The organism is Achromobacter sp. Root170 (genome assembly GCF_001428165.1).
GTDB lineage: Bacteria > Pseudomonadota > Gammaproteobacteria > Burkholderiales > Burkholderiaceae_B > Achromobacter > Achromobacter mucicolens.
In genome coordinates this window covers 413,683-431,214 of sequence record NZ_LMHN01000001.1, presented here as the reverse complement: position 1 = coordinate 431,214, position 17,532 = coordinate 413,683, and the positions used below count along the sequence as shown (strand labels likewise).

The following is a 17,532-nucleotide window of genomic DNA, read 5'->3' as shown; positions in this document are numbered from 1 at the left end:
CGGGACGGTCAGCGTGCTTGACGTTCTGTTGGAGACGTGCCCGGGGTTGAAGCAGCTTGCGGTGCCCGTCCCCGGTTGGCCGCGCGGGCGGCCTCCGGGGACTTACGCGGTGTCTTGCGGCGTGGCGATGACGCTTCGCGTGTGGCGGGGTTTGGGTCGGAATTCTTTGGGGGGAGATGATCGTGTCGGGTGTCTGACACCCAATGAGACATTGCGGCAGACCAGCATTCACTTCCATGGGTGTACGACACCCAACATTGCTGTCATGAATCGCCGCTATAGTCGGCCGCGTTGCTTCGTCTGCCGTTCAATCCCATGCCTTTGTCCCTGCACCTGCCCCTGCCCTCCGCGCCCGCCTTGCTGCGTGTCCTTGCCGTGCTGGTTTTTGCCGCGGGGCTTGGCGTGTGGGCGTCTATCCTGTTTGCGCCACAGCCCGGGCCCCTGCCCCCGGCGGTCTCGGCCGCTGCGCCGCGTGCGGCCGACAATACGCCGGTCGCGTTGTGGTTCGGCAAGGACGAAGCCATGCGCACGCAGATCACGGTGCTGGGGGTGATCGCGGCTGGGCCCGATGGTGCGGCCGTGCTGAGCGTGGACGGCGGACCGCCGCTGGCTTGGCGCGCGGGGACTGAACTGGCGCCGGGCATCGTGCTTCGCGACATCGCGGCGGACGCCGTGACGGTCGAGCAGTCGGGCCGCGCGAGCCGCCTGGCCGCGCCGGCTGCGCAGGACGCGCCGGGCGGAATCACGCGCTTGAAGTGAATGCCGGCGGGTGACCTGCCGGCGTGCGCATTACTGTCATATTTCATGTCCACAATCCCGGGCTTCTACTGAAAGACCGGAGTTGCAAAGTGCGTCAGTTACCGCGCGGGCTTGCCCGCCAGCAGGGCTTCACCCTCATCGAGATCATGGTGGTGATTGTGATCATGGGGATTCTGGCCGCGCTGGTGGTGCCGCGCGTGCTCGATCGCCCGGATCAGGCGCGTCAGGCGGCCGCCCGGCAGGACATTGCGGGCATCATGCAGGCGCTCAAGCTGTACCGGCTGGACAATGGCCGCTATCCGACCACGGCGCAGGGCCTGCGGGCGCTGGCGCAGAAGCCGGAGGGCGTTGCCAACTGGCGTGGCTACCTGGACAAGCTGCCCAACGATCCGTGGGGACACCCCTACCAATACCTGAGCCCCGGCGTCAAAGGCGACGTCGATGTCTTCTCGTTCGGCGCCGACAACAAGCCCGGCGGAGAAAGCGGCGATGCCGACATCGGTTCCTGGGAACTCTGAACGCGGCTTCACGCTGGTCGAAGTCCTGGTGGTGCTGGTGATCGTGGCCATCGCGGCCAGCATGGTGAGCCTGTCGGTCGGGCGTGGCGACAATCGTCTGCGCGCCGACGCCGAGCGCCTGGCGGACGCGTTCACCGTGGCGCAGAGCGAGGCCCGCAGCGACGGGCGCCCGATCCGCTGGCTGGCAAACGGCCAGGGGTGGTCGTTCGAGCGCAACGGCCGCGCGGCCGGCCCTACCGCGCAAAACGACATCCCGGTGCCTCCCGACCGTCTCGACACGGACGAGGTGTTGCGTCCGCAGGCCTGGTCGGCCAGCCCGGTGCAATGGCGGCTGGATCCGGACCGGCCGCTGATCTTCAATACGGAATGGGTGGCCGCGCCCATGACGTTGACGTTGAGCGCGGCAGACGTGCGCGTGACACTGCAACGCGATGCCGCGGGACGCTATGAGATCCGCTGACGAATTCGCCCAGGCCGCCCTCGATGGCGCGGCATTGCCGCGTCTGCGCAACCGCGAACGCGGTTTCACGCTGATCGAAGTGCTGGTTGCGCTGGCGATCATCGCCGTGGCGATGGGCGCGGCGTTGCGCGCCACGGGCGTCATGGCCGCGAACAACCGCGCGCTGCAGGACAAGACCCTGGCATTGCTGGCGGCGCAGAACGCGCTTACGCAGCTGCGTCTGGAACAGACGCTGCCGCGCGCCGGCTCGCAGACGGTGCCGTGTCCGCAAGGCGGCCTGGCACTGCAGTGCGAGCTGGTCTTCACCAATTCGATGAACCGCAGTTTTCGGCAGGTGTCGGTGAAGGTCCACGACGCCGCGTCTTCGCGCGATGGCGCGATCCTGCTGCAGCTCGACGGACTGCTGTCCAGCCTGCGATGACTGTGCGCCGCCCACCGCAATCCCAGGCCGGCTTCACGCTGATCGAGGTGCTGGTCGCCCTGGCGCTGATGGCGCTTGTCAGCCTGATGGCCTGGCGCGGCCTGGCCAGCGTGTCGGGTGCGCGCGATCTTATTGCCGCACAGGCCGAGGACACGGACGCGATCGTACGCACGCTGGGCCAGATGGCGCGCGATGTGGAGCTGTCGTACGCGGGCCCTGCGTTCGATTCACCGGGTCTGGACGCGGTGTCGTTCACGGCGGGCCTGCGGCTGTTGCCGCGCGCCGCCGGTGGGCAGACGCTGGAAGTCCTGCGCCCCGATCCCGATGGCAACGGCCTGTGGCAGCGTGTTCAATGGCAGGTCCGCAACGACGGCCTGTGGCGCACGAGTGGCCCATCCGGGCCGCGCAGTCCGTTGCCGGCGGCCGTTGACGGCGTGCTGCTTTTGCCAGGCGTGCGCAATCTTGCACTGCGCGCCTGGGTGCCGGGCGTGGGCTGGGTGGATGCGAACGCGGCGTTCGCGGCGGCGCCCAGCGGGCTGGAGATAGTTTTTGATCGTGGCGTGCCGGGCGATCTGCGGCGCTACTCGCGCATCCTGGAGCTGCCATGAGCCGCAGGGCTGTTCACGCACAGGCCTCGTGCTGCGGTCATGGGAGAGGCGGCGGGACCCGCCAACGCGGCGCGGCGGTCGTCAGCGCGCTCATTGTGGTTGCGATCGTGGCCGCGCTGACGACCAGCCTGTTCCAGCGGCAGACCGCCAGCACGCGGCGCGTGGAGAACGAACTGGCGCGCGTGCAGGCGCGCGCGATGCTTGCTGGCGGCATCGACTGGGCGCGGCTGGTGGTGCGCGACCATGGCCGGCGCGAGCCCATCACCCGCGGCGACCAGATCTGGGCGACCCCGGTGCTGGACACCCGTATCGAGCGCCCCGGCGACGACCGCGTGGCGGTGTTCTCGGGCGGGGTCCAGGACGAACAGGGCAAGTACAACCTCTACAACCTGGCGCGCAATGGCGTGGCGCAGCCCGAGCAGGAAGAGATTCTGCGGCGCCTGCTCGGCACGCTGGAACTGCCCGACACGCTGGCCGCGCGCATCGTCGACATCGTTGCGGCCGCGCAGCCGCCCGCGCTGGCGGCGGACGCGCCCAATACCGCGGCGCAGCCCGGCCCGCTGGCGCGCGCGCCGTTGCCGCGCGGCGTGGACGAAGTCGCGGCGCTGCTGGACCTTGAACCGCCCATGCGAAACGCGTTGCGGCGCACGATGACGCTGCTGCCGTCGGCCACCCAGGTCAACGTCAACACCGCGCCCGCGGAGGTGATCGCCGCGCTGGTGCCGGGGCTGTCGCTTGCGCAGGCCCGCGCCTTGGCGGGCGAGCGCGACCGCGGCAACTGGTTCAACAACACCGGCGACTTCGCCAACCGGCTGGCGGGCACGGGCGTGAAAACGCCCGCGCCCGCCGTCTCCACCAATAGCAGCTGGTTCCTGGCCAGCGGCACCGTGGTCTACGAACGGGCGCGCGTCTCCATGCAGGCGTTGATGCGCAGCGCCCCGCCGGCCGCTCCCGAAACCCTCTGGACGAGAGAAACACCTTGAAGAACACCCTGCGCATCGCCCTGCCCGCGCTGGAGGAATTTGGCGCCGATTCGCCGCTGCCCTACGCCTGGTTCGACCGGCGCGGCCGCTGCGTGCGGCAAGGCGAGCTGGCGCTACGCGCCCTTGGGCACGCCTGGCCCCAGGCCGCGTGCGAAGCGGTTCTGCACCCGGCCGACGTCATTTCGGCCACGGTGCAGATTCCCGCCGTGGCGCGCGCGCATTTCGGCGCGGCCGTGCGCGGCGCGCTGGAACCGCTGGTCCTGAGCGACCTGGATGGCCTTGCCATCGGTCACGGCGCACGCGCCGCCGACGGGTCCGTTGCGCTGGCCTGGTCCCCGCGCGAACCGGTGCGCCGCGCGTGGAGCCTGCTGAGCGAACAAGGCCTGCGCGTGCGCGCGCTGATCGCCCCGCAAGCGCTGGCGCCAGCCACCGATGCGCCGTTGCGCGACCCTGCCGATCCGCGCTGGCACGCGCCCTCGCCCGTCTGGTCGCTGGCCATGCCGCATCTTGCGCCGGTCAGCGTGTCACGCTGGCGGCCGGTGTGGCGCTGGGGCGCGCTGGCGGCCGTGGTGTGGATTGCGGGCTTGAACCTGTATGCCGCGCAACTGCGCGGCGAAGCGGACACGTTGCGGCGTGGCATGCACGACCAGGTGCTGGCGGCGTTTCCGAACGTGCCCGTCGTGCTGGACCCCGCGCGCCAGGCGCAGCAGGGGCTGGACGCGTTGCAGGCCAACCGCGGCGCCGCCAGCGCCGGCGACTTCCTGCCGCTGGCCCGCGCCGCCGCGCAGGCGCTGCCCTTTGCCGCCGACAAGGTCGCGCACCTGACGTATGCCGACCAGGCGCTCACGCTGCAACTGGCGGACGCCGGCCCGCAAGCACAACGCGTCGCCGAAACGCCGGCGCTGATCCAGCAAGCCGCCGCCCTGGGGCTGAAGCTGGAACGCGGCGACACCGACAACACCTGGCGCATCGTGCGCAGCCAACCATGACACCGCTACATCGACTTCAAGCAGCGTGGCAGGCCGCCCGCAAACCCGTGGACCCGGCGCTGGCGCGCGCCCGAGCGCGCTACCAGGCGTTAGCCCCGCGCGAACGCCGCCTCGTCGCCGGCGCGGCGTTGCTTCTGGGTGCGGCGATTGGCTTTGTGACGCTGATCGAGCCCGCCCTGAACACTGTGCGCAAACTGCACGCCGAGCTGCCAGGCCTGCGCACGCAGGCCGCCACCGTCGCCGACCTGACGGCGCAAGCCTCCGCCCTGCGACAGCGCAACGCGGTGCCCGCGGGGGCCATGCCCAGCACGCAGGAACTGTCTGCCAGTCTGGAACGCGCCGGCCTGCCCGCCGGGCAATGGACGCTGGCCGATGCCGACGCGGGCGGCGTCACGCTGTCGTTGGAGCAGGCGCCGTCATCGGCGCTGATGCGCTGGCTGGACGGCGCGGGGCGCGATTGGGGACTGGCCATCTCGCAGGTGGACCTGACGCGCGCCGCAAACGCCAACGGACGGCCGCTGCCGGGCCTGGTCAACGGCAAGGTCGTGCTGCTGCCGCCGCAGGCGGCCGGGAGCCGCTGATGCCGCTGAAACTTCCTTCACGCCGCGTGGCGGGCCTGTGGCTGGCTGGCGTGTTGTGCGCCGCCGCTGCGGGTGCCGCCGTACTGCCTGCGCGATGGGTGCTGGCGCTTTTGCCCGCCGACGCGCCGGTCACGTTGGCCGACGCCAGCGGCACGCTGTGGCACGGCAGCGCGTGGATCGCCCTTGGCTCCGAAGGCGCGCGCCGCGTGCTGCCGCAACCGGTGCAATGGCAATGGCGCTGGGACACGATGGCGCTCGACATCTCGCATCCCTGGCTGCAAGGCGCGTTGCGCGCGCGTCCGGGGTGGAACGGTCTGGCGCTGCCCGCATCGTCCCTGCGCGTGCCCGCAACGGTTCTGCCTGCGCTCGGCGCGCCTTGGAATACGTTGTCGCCGCAAGGCATGCTGGAGATCAACTGGCAGCCCTTGCGCCTGGGCGCCCCGCTTCCCCCCGGCCCAGCCGTGGACGTGCGCTGGCGAAACGCCGCGACTGCGCTCTCGCCCATCTCGCCAGTGGGGGCTTATTTGCTGCGCGTGCAGGGCGGTAAAACCGGCGCGACGCTGGTCCTCAGCACGGAAAGCGGCCTGCTCGACGTCAAGGGCCAGGGCGGTAGTGGCCCCCGAGGCATCAGCTTCCAGGGCGAAGCCACGTTCGCCCGATCGGCGAATGAGGCCGACCGCGCCGCGTTGGACGGCCTGCTGTCGACCCTGGGCCGCCGCTCGGGCGACACGGTGACGTTCAGCGTGGGGAAATCCGGGCGCTAGGAGCGGCGTCGGGCGCGGCTGCTACGCGTCGCGCGTCACGCGCAGGATTTCCTCTGGCGACGTCTGCCCCGCGTCCACCCACCGCTGGCCGTCTTCGCGCATGCTGCGCATGCCGGCGGCCGCCGCTGCGCGGCGCAGTTCGCGTTCGTCGCGGCCTTCGTGGATCAGGCGGCGGGCCTCGTCGTCCACCGTGAAGAGCTCGTGGATGCCAGAGCGGCCGCTGTAGCCGGTGTGGTTGCAGGCCTCGCAGCCCACGGGGTGAAAGACCTGCACGCCGTCCAGCATCGAGGGCGACTTGCACGCCGGGCATAGCTTGCGCACCAGCCGCTGCGCCAGCACGCCCAGCAGCGACGACGCCAGCAGAAAGGGTTCGACACCCATGTCGGTCAGGCGAGTGACGGCGGACACGGCATCGTTGGTGTGCAACGTGGCCAGCACCAGGTGGCCGGTCAGCGAGGCCTGCACCGCGATCTGCGCGGTTTCCAGGTCGCGGATTTCGCCGATCATGATGACGTCCGGGTCCTGGCGCAGGATGGCGCGCAGGGCGAGCGCAAAGCTCATGTCGATCTTGGCGTTGACCTGCGTCTGGCTGATGCCGGCCAGGTCGTATTCGATGGGATCCTCCACCGTCAGGATGTTGCTGGTGGAGGCGTCCAGACGGCTCAGCGCCGCATATAGCGTGGTGGTCTTGCCGCTGCCGGTCGGGCCGGTCACCAGGACGATGCCGTGCGGCTGGCGGATCAGACGGTCCAGCTGCGACAGAACGCCCGGGCTCATGCCGAGCTTTTCCAGTTGCAGCCGGCCGGCCTCCTTGTCCAGCAAGCGCAGCACGGCGCGCTCGCCATGCCCGGTCGGCAACGTGGACACGCGCACGTCGATGGGACGCCCGCCCACGCGCAGCGCGATGCGTCCATCCTGCGGCAGGCGCTTTTCGGCGATGTCCAGGTGCGCCATGATCTTGATGCGTGAAATCAGCGCGGCGTGCAGCGCCTTGCGCGGCGACACCACATCGCGCAGCGTGCCGTCCACGCGGTAGCGCACCACGGAGTGCGTTTCGAAGGGTTCGATATGGATATCGCTGGCGCCGTCGCGCGCAGCCTGCGCGAACAGCGCGTTGATCATGCGGATCACGGGCGCATCGTCCTGCGCTTCCAGCAGGTCCGCCACCTCGGGCATGTCCTGCATCAGGCGGTCCAGGTCGATCTCGTTTTCCGCCACGCCCATGACCGACGCGGCGTCTTCCGAGTGGCTGTAGGCCGCGGTCAGCAGCGTCTCCAGCGCCTCGTCGTCGATTTGCGTCAGGCCGATATCGCCGTGGCAGCGCCGGATCTCGCGCACGGCCCATTCCGGCGTGCGCGGACTGACCGTCAACTGCGCCTGCCCCCCGCGCAGCGACAGCACCGCGCGCTGCGCGCGGGCCCAGGCGTACGGTAAGGGGTGCGCGCTCATAGCAGCTTCTCGGGGTCCACCGCCACCGTCATCATGACCGGCCGCGGCGCGCGGATGGGTTGCTGGGCGGGCGCGGGCGGCGTGCCGGGATACTGGCGCACCGCAAAGGTCTCGACCGTGGCCGGCGGCGGACGGCGCAGCGTGGCCGCCTGCTGCTCGGGCCGCAAATCGTAGGCGTTGTTCGACACCGACGGCGCCGAGCCCGGCAGCGGCAGCATCGGCGCCTGCATGTCCGGCAGCGCCCAGTGGTCGCGCGGCTGCACCGCGCCCTGCGCGCGCCGCATGTAGTCGTAGCGGTCCATCGTGACGCTGGCGCTGCGGTTGGCGTCGCGCACCACGTACGGGCGCAGGAACACCATCAGGTTGGTCTTGGTGCGCTTGCGCGTGTCGTAGCGGAACAGCGACCCGATCACCGGCAGCGAACTCAATCCCGGCACCGCGTTGGACGTGAGCGTCACGTTGTCTTCCAGCAGGCCGCCCAGCACGATGATCTGGCCATCGTCGATCAGCACGCTGGTGTCGATCGCGCGCTTGTTGGTGACGATGCCGGTGGTGGCGTTCGAGCGGCTTTCGTCGATGCTGCTGACTTCCTGGTAGATGTCCAGCTTGACCGAGCCGCCTTCGGAAATCTGCGGCCGGATGTTCAGTTTCAGGCCCACGTCCTCGCGTTCGATGGTCTGGAACGGATTGGAGCTGCCATTGCTGCCCGAGGTCACGTACTGGCCCGTCACGAACGGCACCGTCTTGCCGACCAGGATGCTGGCCGACTGGTTGTCCAGCGTCAGCAGGTTGGGCGTGGACAGGATGTTGGCCTCGCCCGTGTTCTGCATGGCGCGCGCCAGCACGCCCAGGTTGATGACCTCGTTGCCCAGCACGTCGACCGTGCCCTTGACCACGCCCAGGCTCAAGCCGCTGCCCAGCGCGTCGATCGAGGTCGGTCCGTTGCCGGTGATGCCGCTGCCGCCCAGGTTCGTGCCGCCGATGAAGCTGGTGCCGTTGCCGTTGATGTTGCCCGCGCCGGTCATCCACTGGATGCCGAATTCGGCGGCCTTCTCTTCGCTGACTTCAACGATCAGGCTTTCCACCAGCACCTGCGCGCGGCGCTGGTCAAGCTGGTCGATCACTTCACGCAGGCTGCGGTACAACGGCTCGGGCGCGGAGATGATGAGCGAGTTGGTTGCGGGGTCTGCCTGGATGGTGGCGCCGCCCGCGGAATACGACACCGCCTGCGTCGAATTGTCTTCGCGCGCGATGCGCTCCTGTTCGCCCGACAAGCCACTGCGCGACGAGCCCGACTGGCTGGACATGCCCATGCCTGCCTGCGTCCCCGCGCTGCTGGCCGTGTTCTGCGCGCGCGCGCCGCCCTGCGCGCCGCCGGTGCTGCTGCTGGCGCCCGGGGCCGCGCCCGGCGCCGAATTTGCCTGGCCCGTCAGCAGCCCGCCCAGCACCTCGGCGATGCGCGTGGCCTGCGCGTTGCGCATGTACACCACATGCAGATTGCCCGCGCGGTTCTGCTGCGCGTCCAGCTTCTGGATCAATTCGCGCGCCAGGCGCGTGCGCGCCGGGCTGCCCGAACGCACCAGCACGCTGTTGCTGCGCGGATCAGCCACGACCGCGATGCGCTGCGTCGGGTCGCTGCTTTGCGTGTCGAGCAGCTGCGAAGCCAGGATGGCGATGTCCGTCGCAATGGCCGATTGCACCGGCACCACGTCCGTGTCCATCGAACTGGGCACGTCGATGCGCGCGATGACCGCGGCGATGCGCTCCAGGTTGTCCGCGTAATCCGTCACGACCAGCGTGTTGTTGCCGGGGTACGCGTTGATCGGGTTGTTTGGCGGCACCATCGGGCGCAGCACCGGCACCAGGTTCGCGGCGTTCTCGTACTTCAGCGGGAACACCCGCGTCAGCATTTCACCGCTGTTGCCCCCGCCTTTGGCAAAGGCCGACACGGGCACGGGCGCCCTGCCCGCCGCGGCCGGCGCGCCAGCCACGGGCCTGGCGCCTGCCGGTCCCGCTCCGCCCACAACGGCGCTGCCTTGCAGCTTGGCATCGGCCTCAGGCACGACGCGCGTCACGCCGTCCACGTCGACGATGGCAAACCCTTGCAGCCGCAATGCGCCGGTCAGCATGGACAGCGCCTGCGCGCTATCGACGGGGCGATCCGAAACCAGGGTGAGCTTGCCCTTGACGCGAGGGTCCACCAGGAAGTTGCGCTGCGTGAACAGGGACAGCGCGCGCAACACGGCGGGGATGTCCGTGTCGACGAAGTTCAGGCTGACGCGGTTGTCCGCCTGTTGTGCGTGAGCCGTGCCGGCGGCGGGTCCGAGTTGACTTGCGGCAAGCAGGAATGCAAGGCTGAATTGCGCGATGTGACGCATGACGAGATAGGTGCCCGAGACGTGAAATCGTTTGGAAAAACGGGAAAGCGCGTCGGAGTATACGGGGTGTGACTGCAACATCCCGGTCATATTTCATAGGCAAGGTGACGGGCTGGAAACCCTTTAAATTCGGGGCTCTTGGCGATTTCGGCAGGTGCTTCCGCTTTATTACAGCCATGCCTTCCTATCGCTATGAAGCCACCGACGCGCTCGGAAAAATCGTGCGCGGCACGATCGATGCCGACTCCGAACGCGGCGCCCGGAACCAGTTGCGCGGCCGCGGTTTGTTGCCCTTGTCGACCGCGCTGGCGGCGCGCGCCGAAGGCATGGGCGCGGCGCTGCGCGCGCGTCTGTCGGACGCCGATCTGGCGTGGCTGACGCGCCAGCTCGCCAGCCTCCTGGCCGCACGCCTGCCATTGGATGCGGCTCTTAGCGCCACGCTGGAGCAGGCCGAAAAAAAACACATTGCCGCCACGCTGGGCGGCGTGCGCGACGACGTGCGCGCCGGCCATCGCCTGTCGGCGGCGCTGGCCTCGCGGCCGCGCGACTTTCCCGAAATCTATCGCGCGCTGATCGGCGCGGGCGAGGAATCGGGCGACCTGGCGCAGGTGATGGAAAAGCTGGCCGACTACATCGAGGAACGCAACACCTTGCGCAGCAAGGTCATGACGGCCTTCATCTACCCGGCGGTGGTGGCCAGCGTATCGGTGGTCATCGTGATCTTCCTGCTGGGCTACGTGGTGCCGCAGGTGGTGTCCGCCTTCAGCCAGGCCAAGCAGGAATTGCCGATGCTGACGCGCGTGATGCTGGGGCTGTCGGACTACGTGCGCGAATGGGGCGCGGTCACAGGCATTGCGGTGGTGGCGGTCATCGCCTTATGGCGCTACACGCTGCGCGCGCCGGCCGCGCGGCGGGCCTGGCACGCGCGCGTGCTGCGGCTGCCGCTGGCCGGCCGCTTCGTGCTGGGCGTTAACGCCGCGCGCTTTGCGTCCACCCTCGCGATCCTGAGCGGCAGCGGCGTGGCCCTGCTGACCGCGCTGGAAGCCGCGCGGCGCACGCTCAGCAACGACGTGCTGCGGCTGGCGGTCGACGAGGCCGCGGCACGCGTGCGCGAGGGCGCGGCGCTGTCATCGTCGCTGGGCGCGCAGAAGGTCTTTCCGTCGCTGCTGGTGCACCTGATCGCCAGCGGCGAGAAGACCGGGCGGTTGCCCGAACTGCTGGACCGGGGCGCGCAGAACCTGTCGCGCGACCTGGAGCGGCGCGCGATGGCGATGACGGCCCTGCTGGAGCCGGCGCTGATACTGCTGATGGGGGGATTCGTCCTCTTGATCGTGCTGGCGGTGATGATGCCGATTCTGGAGATGAACCAGTTGATCAGGTAGGAACGCGGGCCGCCAGACGGCAGGCCTGGGGAATACGGGCCGCGTGTTGGCGCGGCCCGAGAAAGATGCGGATCAGAGCGCCTCTTCGTCGCTCTCGCCGGTGCGGATGCGGATGGCCTGTTCCACCGGCGTCACGAAGATCTTGCCGTCGCCGATCTTGCCGGTGCGAGCGGCCTTGACGACGGCTTCGATGGCGGCTTCGACCTGGTCGTCGGGCAGCACGACTTCGACGCGGATCTTGGGCAGGAAGTCCACCACGTATTCGGCGCCGCGATAGAGTTCGGTGTGGCCTTTCTGGCGGCCGAAACCCTTGACTTCGGTGACCGTCAGGCCGCTGACGCCGACTTCCGCCAGCGCCTCGCGGACTTCGTCGAGCTTGAAGGGTTTGATGATGGCGGTGACTTGTTTCACGTTGGTCGTCCTGGGTTTTTGATGTGGTGCGTCGCCCTGCCGCGCGGCCCGCTGTCTTGTGACACAGGCGGGCGCCGGGCGCAATGGACAGAGAATAACACCGCGCGGTCGCCAAGCGGCGCCCGCGAATTGTCTGCCGCCGCCCCAATGTGGTGCGCGGCGCCGCCCTCAGCTTTTGGGCGCTTCGTCGGGAATCTGGTCGGCCTCGCGCATCCAGACCACGGACTCGGAGTCGCTGGGCGCGCGCCAGTCGCCGCGCGGCGACAGCGAGCCGCCGGAACCCACCTTGGGCGCGTTCGGGATGCAGGTGCGCTTGAACTGGCTGGTCCGGAAGAACTTGTCCAGGAAGATCTTCAGGTTGCGCTTGATGGCGGCCAGATCGTATTCGTTGCGCACGACGTGGCCGGCCTCGGGCCACGCGCCCGCCTCGCGGTCGCGCCAGGCCGTCCAGGACAGGAAGGCCACCTTGGTCGGCGCAAAGCCGTAGCGCAGGGTGTAGTACAGGTTGAAGTCCTGCAGCTCGTAAGGGCCGATCGAGGCCTCGCTCTTTTGCTCGGGCTTGTCGTCCGCGCCGCCCGGCACCAGCTCGGGGCTGACGTCGGTGCCCAGCACGTCCAGCAGCACCTGCGCGCCCTCGTCGCCCAGCCGGCCCGATTCGGCCACCCAGCGCACCAGGTGCGTGATCAGCGTCTTGGGCACGCTGGCGTTGACGCTGTAATGCGACATATGGTCGCCCACGCCGTACGTGCACCAGCCCAGTGCAAGTTCGCTCAGGTCGCCCGTGCCGATGACGATGGCATTGCTGAAATTGGCCAGCCGGAACAGGTGGTTGGTGCGCTCGCCCGCCTGGACGTTCTCGAAGGTGATGTCATAGACCGGCTCGCCGTTGGCGTAGGGATGGCCCAGGTCCTTGAGCATCTGCAGGCAGCTGGGGCGGATGTCGATTTCGGAGGCCGTGCAGCCCACCACCGCCATCAGGCGGCGCGCCTGCTGCAGCGTGCGGGTGCTGGTGGCAAAACCCGGCATCGTGACCGCCAGGATGTTCGAGCGCGGCAGGTCCAGGGCGTCCATGGCCTTGGCGCACACCAGCAGCGCATGCGTGGAATCCAGCCCGCCCGAAATGCCGATGACCACCTTCTTCATGCCGCTGGCCGACAAGCGCTGCGCCAGCGCCTGCACCTGGATGTTGTAGACCTCCTTGCAGCGCGCGTCTCGTCGCTGCGGGTCGGCCGGCACATACGGAAAGCGCGCCACGCGCCGTTCCAGCGCCAGTTCGGCGTCCTCCAGCGGCGGATTTACCGGCACCGGCACGCGGCGGAACCGGCGGACTTCGTCCGCGTGGCGGCGCACGGACTGGCCGAAGGTGCTCTGGCGCATGCGTTCGCGCGACAGACGCTCCAGGTCCACGTCCGAGAACAGCAGGTGGGAATGGTTCAGGAAGCGCTCGGATTCTGCCAGCAGCTCGCCGTTTTCGTAGATGAGCGCCTGGCCGTCCCAGGCCAGGTCCGTCGACGACTCGCCCCGGCCGGCCGAGGTGTACATATAAGCCGACAGGCAGCGCGCCGACTGCTGCGACACGAGCTGGTGACGGTAGGCGGACTTGCCGACGACGATATTGGAGGCCGACAGGTTGACCAGCACCGTGGCGCCGGCCAGCGCGGCATAGGACGACGGGGGAATGGGCACCCAGACGTCTTCGCAGATTTCAACGTGGAACTGGAACAGCGGCAGCTTTTCCATCTGGAACAGCAGCTCGGACCCGAACGGCACCGTCTGGCCCAGCAGGTCGATCTGCGCGTCGATGGCGCAGTCGGCCGCGCTGAACTGGCGGGCCTCGTAGAACTCGCCGTAATTCGGCAGATACGTCTTGGGCACGACGCCAAGCACCCGCCCGCCGGCCGCCACCACCGCGCAGTTGAACAACTGGTGCGCCACCCGCAACGGCGCCCCCACGACGATGGCGATATCCAGGTCGGCGGTCGCCTCGACCACCTCGGCCAGCGCCGCCTCGCAGGCGTCCAGCAGGGCCTTCTGGTGAAAGAGATCGTCGCAGGTGTAGGCCGACAGGCCCAGTTCCGGGAAAGCCGCCAGCACCGCGCCGCCTTGGGCAGCCTGCTGCGCCAGCGCGATGGTCTGCGCGGCATTGAACGCGGGATCGGCGACCCGGCACTCGGGCACGCCGACCGCGACCCGGGCGAAGCCGTGGGAATACAGGTTGAAGAACGGATTCGACATCGGGGATTTCGCCTGGGAGGTTCGCCTGGAGATTGCGACGTGGAGGGGTGCGCCGGGGGGCTGGAGGCCCGGGAATCAACGGCCGGATTATCTCACGGGCCCTATTCCGCCTGGCGCGGCATCTTGCCGTCGGTCAGGCCGCGCTCGAACGGCAGCGCCGGACTGCCGTCCATGGATCCTTGCCGGTCGCGCTCGGCCGACAGCGCCGCCTGGATGGCGCTGTCGCGCAGGTATCCGCCCATGGCGCCGATGTCGGCGCCGGACGGCTGCTGGTACAGGCGCAGACCCAGCTCGGGCAGGATCGCCAGCAGATGGTCGAACACGTCGCCCTGGATGCGTTCGTATTCCACCCACGCGGTCACGGCGGTAAAGCAATAGACCTCGACCGGAATGCCCTCGGAGGTGGGCTCCATCATGCGCACCATCATCGCCATGTCCTGGCGGATTTCCGGATTCTGCTTCAGGTAGGCCAGCGCGTAGGCGCGCAGCGTGCCGATGTTGGTCAGACGGCGCCGGTTGGCCGGCACGCTGGCCAGTTCGCCCAGCGTCTGGTTGGCCTGGACGATGTCCTGGGTCTTGCTTTGCAGATAGTCGTGCAGCAGCCGGAACTTCATCAGCCGCTGCGCCTCGTCGTCGGTCAGAAAGCGCACGCTGGCCGCGTCGATGCGGATGGTGCGCTTGATGCGCCGGCCGCCTGATTCGAACATGTGCCGGTAGTTGCGGTAGCTTTCCGAGAACAGCTTGTAGGTCGGCACCGTGGTGACGGTGTTGTCCCAGTTCTGCACCTTCACGGTGTGCAGCGCAATGTCCTTGACGAAGCCGTCCGCATTGCATTGCGGCATCTCGATCCAGTCGCCGATGCGCAGCATGTCGTTGCTGGTGAGCTGCGTGCTGGCCACCAGCGACAGGAGCGTGTCCTTGAACACCAGCAGCAGCACCGCCGACAGCGCGCCCAGGCCGGAGATCATCCAGAGCGGCGAGCGGTCGATCAGGATGGAAAGCACCAGGACGGTGCATACCGCCATCAGGATCAGCTTGCCGATCTGGATGTAGCCCTTGATGGACCGGGTCTGCGCGCGGGTCGTGGCCGAATAGGTGTCCTGCCAGGCGCTCAGCACGCCCGAAAACGCGATGAACACGCAGATCCAGGCGCCCGCGTGCGCCAGCCGGCCCACGATGGTGACCACCCGCTCGGCATGGGGCACCAGGTCGATGCCCATGGAAACCACCGCAAACGGCACCGCGTACCAGAGGTTCTGGTACGCGCGGCGGCGCTGCAGCGCCTTGTCCCAATCGCCGTGCCCGCTGACCACGAGCAGCCGGTGCGCCAGCAGCAGGACCACCCGCGCGACCACCCACTGCACGAACAGCGCGGTCAGGATGAGCGCGCCGATGCCGATCAGCGTCTGCGCCCAGATCTCCCGGGGCATATGGGTATCAATTTGGGTGACTAGCTCTTCCCATTCCAGGGGCATGGATCCGTACTCGCTTTACAGGGTCTTGAAACCACGGTCTTGAACCGGGGTCTTGAACTGACCGGGATTATCCGACAACTCGCGCCCTTAGCGGGTTCCGGCCCCGCATAATGGCCGCCGTCGCCCGGCGTGGCGCAAGGCCCTATAATCCTGCCCATCATGGCAAACACTCCCTCCTCCGATCAAAACCAGTTCGCCAACAAGGCGCAGGCCTGGTCCGCCCGGTTCTCCGAGCCGGTTTCCGAACTCGTCAAACGCTACACGGCGTCCGTGGATTTCGACAAGCGCCTGGCGCGCCACGACATCCAGGGCTCGCTCGCGCACGCCGACATGCTGGCCGCCCAGGGCATCATCGGCGCCCAGGATCTGGCCGACATCCAGCGCGGCATGACCCAGATCCTGTCCGAGATCGACGCTGGCTCGTTCCAGTGGCTGCTCGACCTGGAAGACGTCCACCTGAACATCGAAAAGCGCCTCGTGGAACTGGTGGGCGATGCGGGCAAGCGCCTGCACACCGGCCGTTCGCGCAACGACCAGGTCGCCACCGACATCCGCCTGTGGCTGCGTGACGAAATCGACACCCTGCAGGATCTGCTGCGCCAGCTGCGCCACGCCCTGGCCACGGTCGCCCTGGAAAACGCCGGCACCATCATGCCCGGCTTCACGCACCTGCAAGTCGCCCAGCCCGTCACCTTCGGCCACCACCTGCTCGCCTACGCCGAAATGTTCGGCCGCGACGCCGAGCGCCTGGCCGACTGCCGCCGCCGCGTCAACCGCCTGCCGTTGGGCGCCGCCGCCCTGGCCGGCACGTCGTTCCCCATCGACCGCGAACGCGTCGCCAAGACGCTGGGCTTCGAGGGCGTGTGCCGCAACTCGCTGGACGCCGTCTCCGACCGCGACTTCGCCATCGAATTCTGCGCCGCCGGCGCGCTCATCATGACGCACGTCTCGCGCCTGTCCGAAGAGCTGGTGCTCTGGATGAGCCCGCGCGTGGGCTTCATCGACCTGGCCGACCGCTTCTGCACCGGCAGCTCGATCATGCCGCAAAAGAAGAACCCCGACGTGCCCGAACTGGCCCGCGGCAAGACCGGCCGCGTTAACGGCAACCTGGTCGCCCTGCTGACCCTGATGAAGGGCCAGCCCCTGGCCTACAACAAGGACAACCAGGAAGACAAGGAAGGCCTGTTCGACACGGCCGACACGCTGCGCGACACGCTCACGATCTTCGCGGACATGGCCGGCGGCATCAAGGTCAAGGCCGACAACATGCGCGCCGCGGCCCTGCAGGGCTTTGCCACCGCCACCGATCTGGCCGACTACCTGGTCAAGCGCGGCGTGCCCTTCCGCGATGCCCACGAAGTCGTGGCCCACGCCGTGCGCGACTGCGAACAGCGCGGCTGCGACCTGGCCGACCTGTCCACCGCCGAACTCACGGCCTACCACCCCAGCATCACCGAGGACGTGCACCAGGTCCTGACGCTGGAAGGCTCGGTCGCCGCGCGCAAGCACGTGGGTGGCACCGCCCCCGAACGCGTCGCTGAAGAAGCCCAGCGCGTGCTGGCGGAAACGGCGCAAGGCTGATTTCGGCTTGCCGTAGATGCGTTGGATGCAAGGCCCCCTTTTGGGGGCCTTGTTGCATTGAGGCAGACGTTGTCGGGACCGCGTCCAAACGGACGCAGGCTCAAGCCCGGCGTATCAGCTAAACCATCGATACGTCGAGCCTTCGGCCCAGTTTTCCAAGCGCAGCCTCAACCTGTTCGATCCGTGACCCGTGGCGCAGGTTCAGCAGACGATCCACCTGGGGCGTATGCACGCCAAGCCTACGAGCCATCTCGGCCTTGCGCACACCTTGGCGAATCATTTCATTGGACAGATAAACCTTGCTGGTGACGACAGCGGGCAGCGTGACGGCGTAGGGCGAGGAGACGTCATCCGACGGCAATGGAATCAGGCGGCGTTCGTCAAAATAGATTTCCAGCGCCGCCTCAAGCGCTTCCAGCGCGTTCACCTGCGCGTCTCGCTCATCCTCGCCGACGCTGGCTGCTTCCGGAAAATCGGGAAATAGCACGAGAAAGGTGCCGTTCGAATCAGGAGTCAACGTGTAGGGATAGGTCAGCAT

17 protein-coding genes are annotated in these 17,532 nt (G+C 68.4%); 11 read left to right on the top strand and 6 right to left on the bottom strand.

What is annotated here, in order from left to right; genetic code table 11:
* Window positions 1-315 precede the first annotated feature (315 nt).
* From ASD87_RS01940 to gspN, 9 genes are all read left to right on the top strand, one after another.
* Window positions 316-759, top strand: coding sequence for a hypothetical protein (locus ASD87_RS01940; protein ID WP_056318649.1), 444 nt, complete (start codon window positions 316-318; stop codon window positions 757-759).
* Between the two features lie 89 nt (window positions 760-848).
* Complete coding sequence (gene gspG / locus ASD87_RS01935) at window positions 849-1,277, top strand: type II secretion system major pseudopilin GspG (RefSeq protein WP_056316420.1); 429 nt, start codon at window positions 849-851, stop codon at window positions 1,275-1,277.
* The gene (gene gspH / locus ASD87_RS01930) at window positions 1,249-1,737 is read left to right on the top strand and encodes a type II secretion system minor pseudopilin GspH (RefSeq protein WP_056316417.1); all 489 of its coding nucleotides are present in this window, start codon (window positions 1,249-1,251) and stop codon (window positions 1,735-1,737) included. The genes gspG and gspH overlap by 29 nt, the downstream gene beginning before the upstream one ends.
* The gene (gene gspI, locus ASD87_RS01925) at window positions 1,724-2,158 is read left to right on the top strand and encodes a type II secretion system minor pseudopilin GspI (RefSeq protein ID WP_056316415.1); all 435 of its coding nucleotides are present in this window, start codon (window positions 1,724-1,726) and stop codon (window positions 2,156-2,158) included. Before gspH ends, gspI begins: the two co-directional genes overlap by 14 nt.
* Window positions 2,155-2,766, top strand: a complete 612-nt coding sequence (locus tag ASD87_RS01920; protein ID WP_056316410.1) for a prepilin-type N-terminal cleavage/methylation domain-containing protein — start codon at window positions 2,155-2,157, stop codon at window positions 2,764-2,766. Before gspI ends, ASD87_RS01920 begins: the two co-directional genes overlap by 4 nt.
* Complete coding sequence (gspK, locus tag ASD87_RS01915) at window positions 2,763-3,749, top strand: type II secretion system minor pseudopilin GspK (protein ID WP_235512586.1); 987 nt, start codon at window positions 2,763-2,765, stop codon at window positions 3,747-3,749. Before ASD87_RS01920 ends, gspK begins: the two co-directional genes overlap by 4 nt.
* Entirely contained in the window at window positions 3,746-4,738 is a 993-nt protein-coding gene (gspL, locus tag ASD87_RS01910; RefSeq protein ID WP_056316408.1) for a type II secretion system protein GspL, read from the top strand. The genes gspK and gspL overlap by 4 nt, the downstream gene beginning before the upstream one ends.
* Window positions 4,735-5,319: a type II secretion system protein GspM gene (gspM, locus tag ASD87_RS01905; protein ID WP_056316406.1), complete on the top strand. Its 585-nt coding sequence runs from the start codon at window positions 4,735-4,737 to the stop codon at window positions 5,317-5,319. The genes gspL and gspM overlap by 4 nt, the downstream gene beginning before the upstream one ends.
* Window positions 5,319-6,083 (top strand): type II secretion system protein N, encoded by a 765-nt coding sequence (gene gspN, locus ASD87_RS01900; protein ID WP_056316403.1) that lies wholly within the window; start codon window positions 5,319-5,321, stop codon window positions 6,081-6,083. Before gspM ends, gspN begins: the two co-directional genes overlap by 1 nt.
* 21 nt (window positions 6,084-6,104) lie before the next feature.
* Here gspN and gspE read toward each other — a convergent pair whose 3' ends face one another.
* Window positions 6,105-7,532 carry a type II secretion system ATPase GspE gene (gene gspE / locus ASD87_RS01895; protein WP_056316401.1) on the bottom strand — a complete coding sequence of 476 codons (1,428 nt, stop codon included), beginning with the start codon at window positions 7,530-7,532 and terminating at the stop codon, window positions 6,105-6,107.
* The gene (gene gspD / locus ASD87_RS01890; protein ID WP_056318644.1) at window positions 7,529-9,910 is read right to left on the bottom strand and encodes a type II secretion system secretin GspD; all 2,382 of its coding nucleotides are present in this window, start codon (window positions 9,908-9,910) and stop codon (window positions 7,529-7,531) included. The genes gspE and gspD overlap by 4 nt, the downstream gene beginning before the upstream one ends.
* A 176-nt stretch (window positions 9,911-10,086) precedes the next feature.
* Between gspD and gspF the strand changes: the two genes are divergently transcribed.
* Window positions 10,087-11,292: a type II secretion system inner membrane protein GspF gene (gene gspF / locus ASD87_RS01885; RefSeq protein ID WP_056316398.1), complete on the top strand. Its 1,206-nt coding sequence runs from the start codon at window positions 10,087-10,089 to the stop codon at window positions 11,290-11,292.
* 72 nt (window positions 11,293-11,364) lie between these two features.
* Here the strand turns inward: gspF and ASD87_RS01880 are convergent, their stop codons facing one another.
* The 3 genes from ASD87_RS01880 to ASD87_RS01870 all read right to left on the bottom strand — a co-directional run bounded on the left by ASD87_RS01880 (window position 11,365) and on the right by ASD87_RS01870 (window position 15,413).
* Complete coding sequence (locus ASD87_RS01880; protein WP_006386376.1) at window positions 11,365-11,703, bottom strand: P-II family nitrogen regulator; 339 nt, start codon at window positions 11,701-11,703, stop codon at window positions 11,365-11,367.
* Window positions 11,704-11,871: 168 nt separating this feature from the next.
* The gene (locus tag ASD87_RS01875) at window positions 11,872-13,938 is read right to left on the bottom strand and encodes an NAD(+) synthase (protein ID WP_056316395.1); all 2,067 of its coding nucleotides are present in this window, start codon (window positions 13,936-13,938) and stop codon (window positions 11,872-11,874) included.
* 101 nt (window positions 13,939-14,039) lie between these two features.
* Entirely contained in the window at window positions 14,040-15,413 is a 1,374-nt protein-coding gene (locus ASD87_RS01870) for a mechanosensitive ion channel family protein (RefSeq protein ID WP_152384131.1), read from the bottom strand.
* A 159-nt stretch (window positions 15,414-15,572) separates the two neighbouring features.
* On the opposite strand from ASD87_RS01870, the gene argH reads away from it, so the two are divergent.
* On the top strand, window positions 15,573-16,994 hold the full coding sequence (gene argH / locus ASD87_RS01865; protein ID WP_056316393.1) for an argininosuccinate lyase: 1,422 nt from the start codon (window positions 15,573-15,575) through the stop codon (window positions 16,992-16,994).
* Window positions 16,995-17,112: 118 nt separating this feature from the next.
* On the opposite strand, the gene ASD87_RS01860 is transcribed toward argH, so the two are convergent.
* Window positions 17,113-17,532: a type II toxin-antitoxin system HicB family antitoxin gene (locus ASD87_RS01860; RefSeq protein WP_056316391.1), complete on the bottom strand. Its 420-nt coding sequence runs from the start codon at window positions 17,530-17,532 to the stop codon at window positions 17,113-17,115.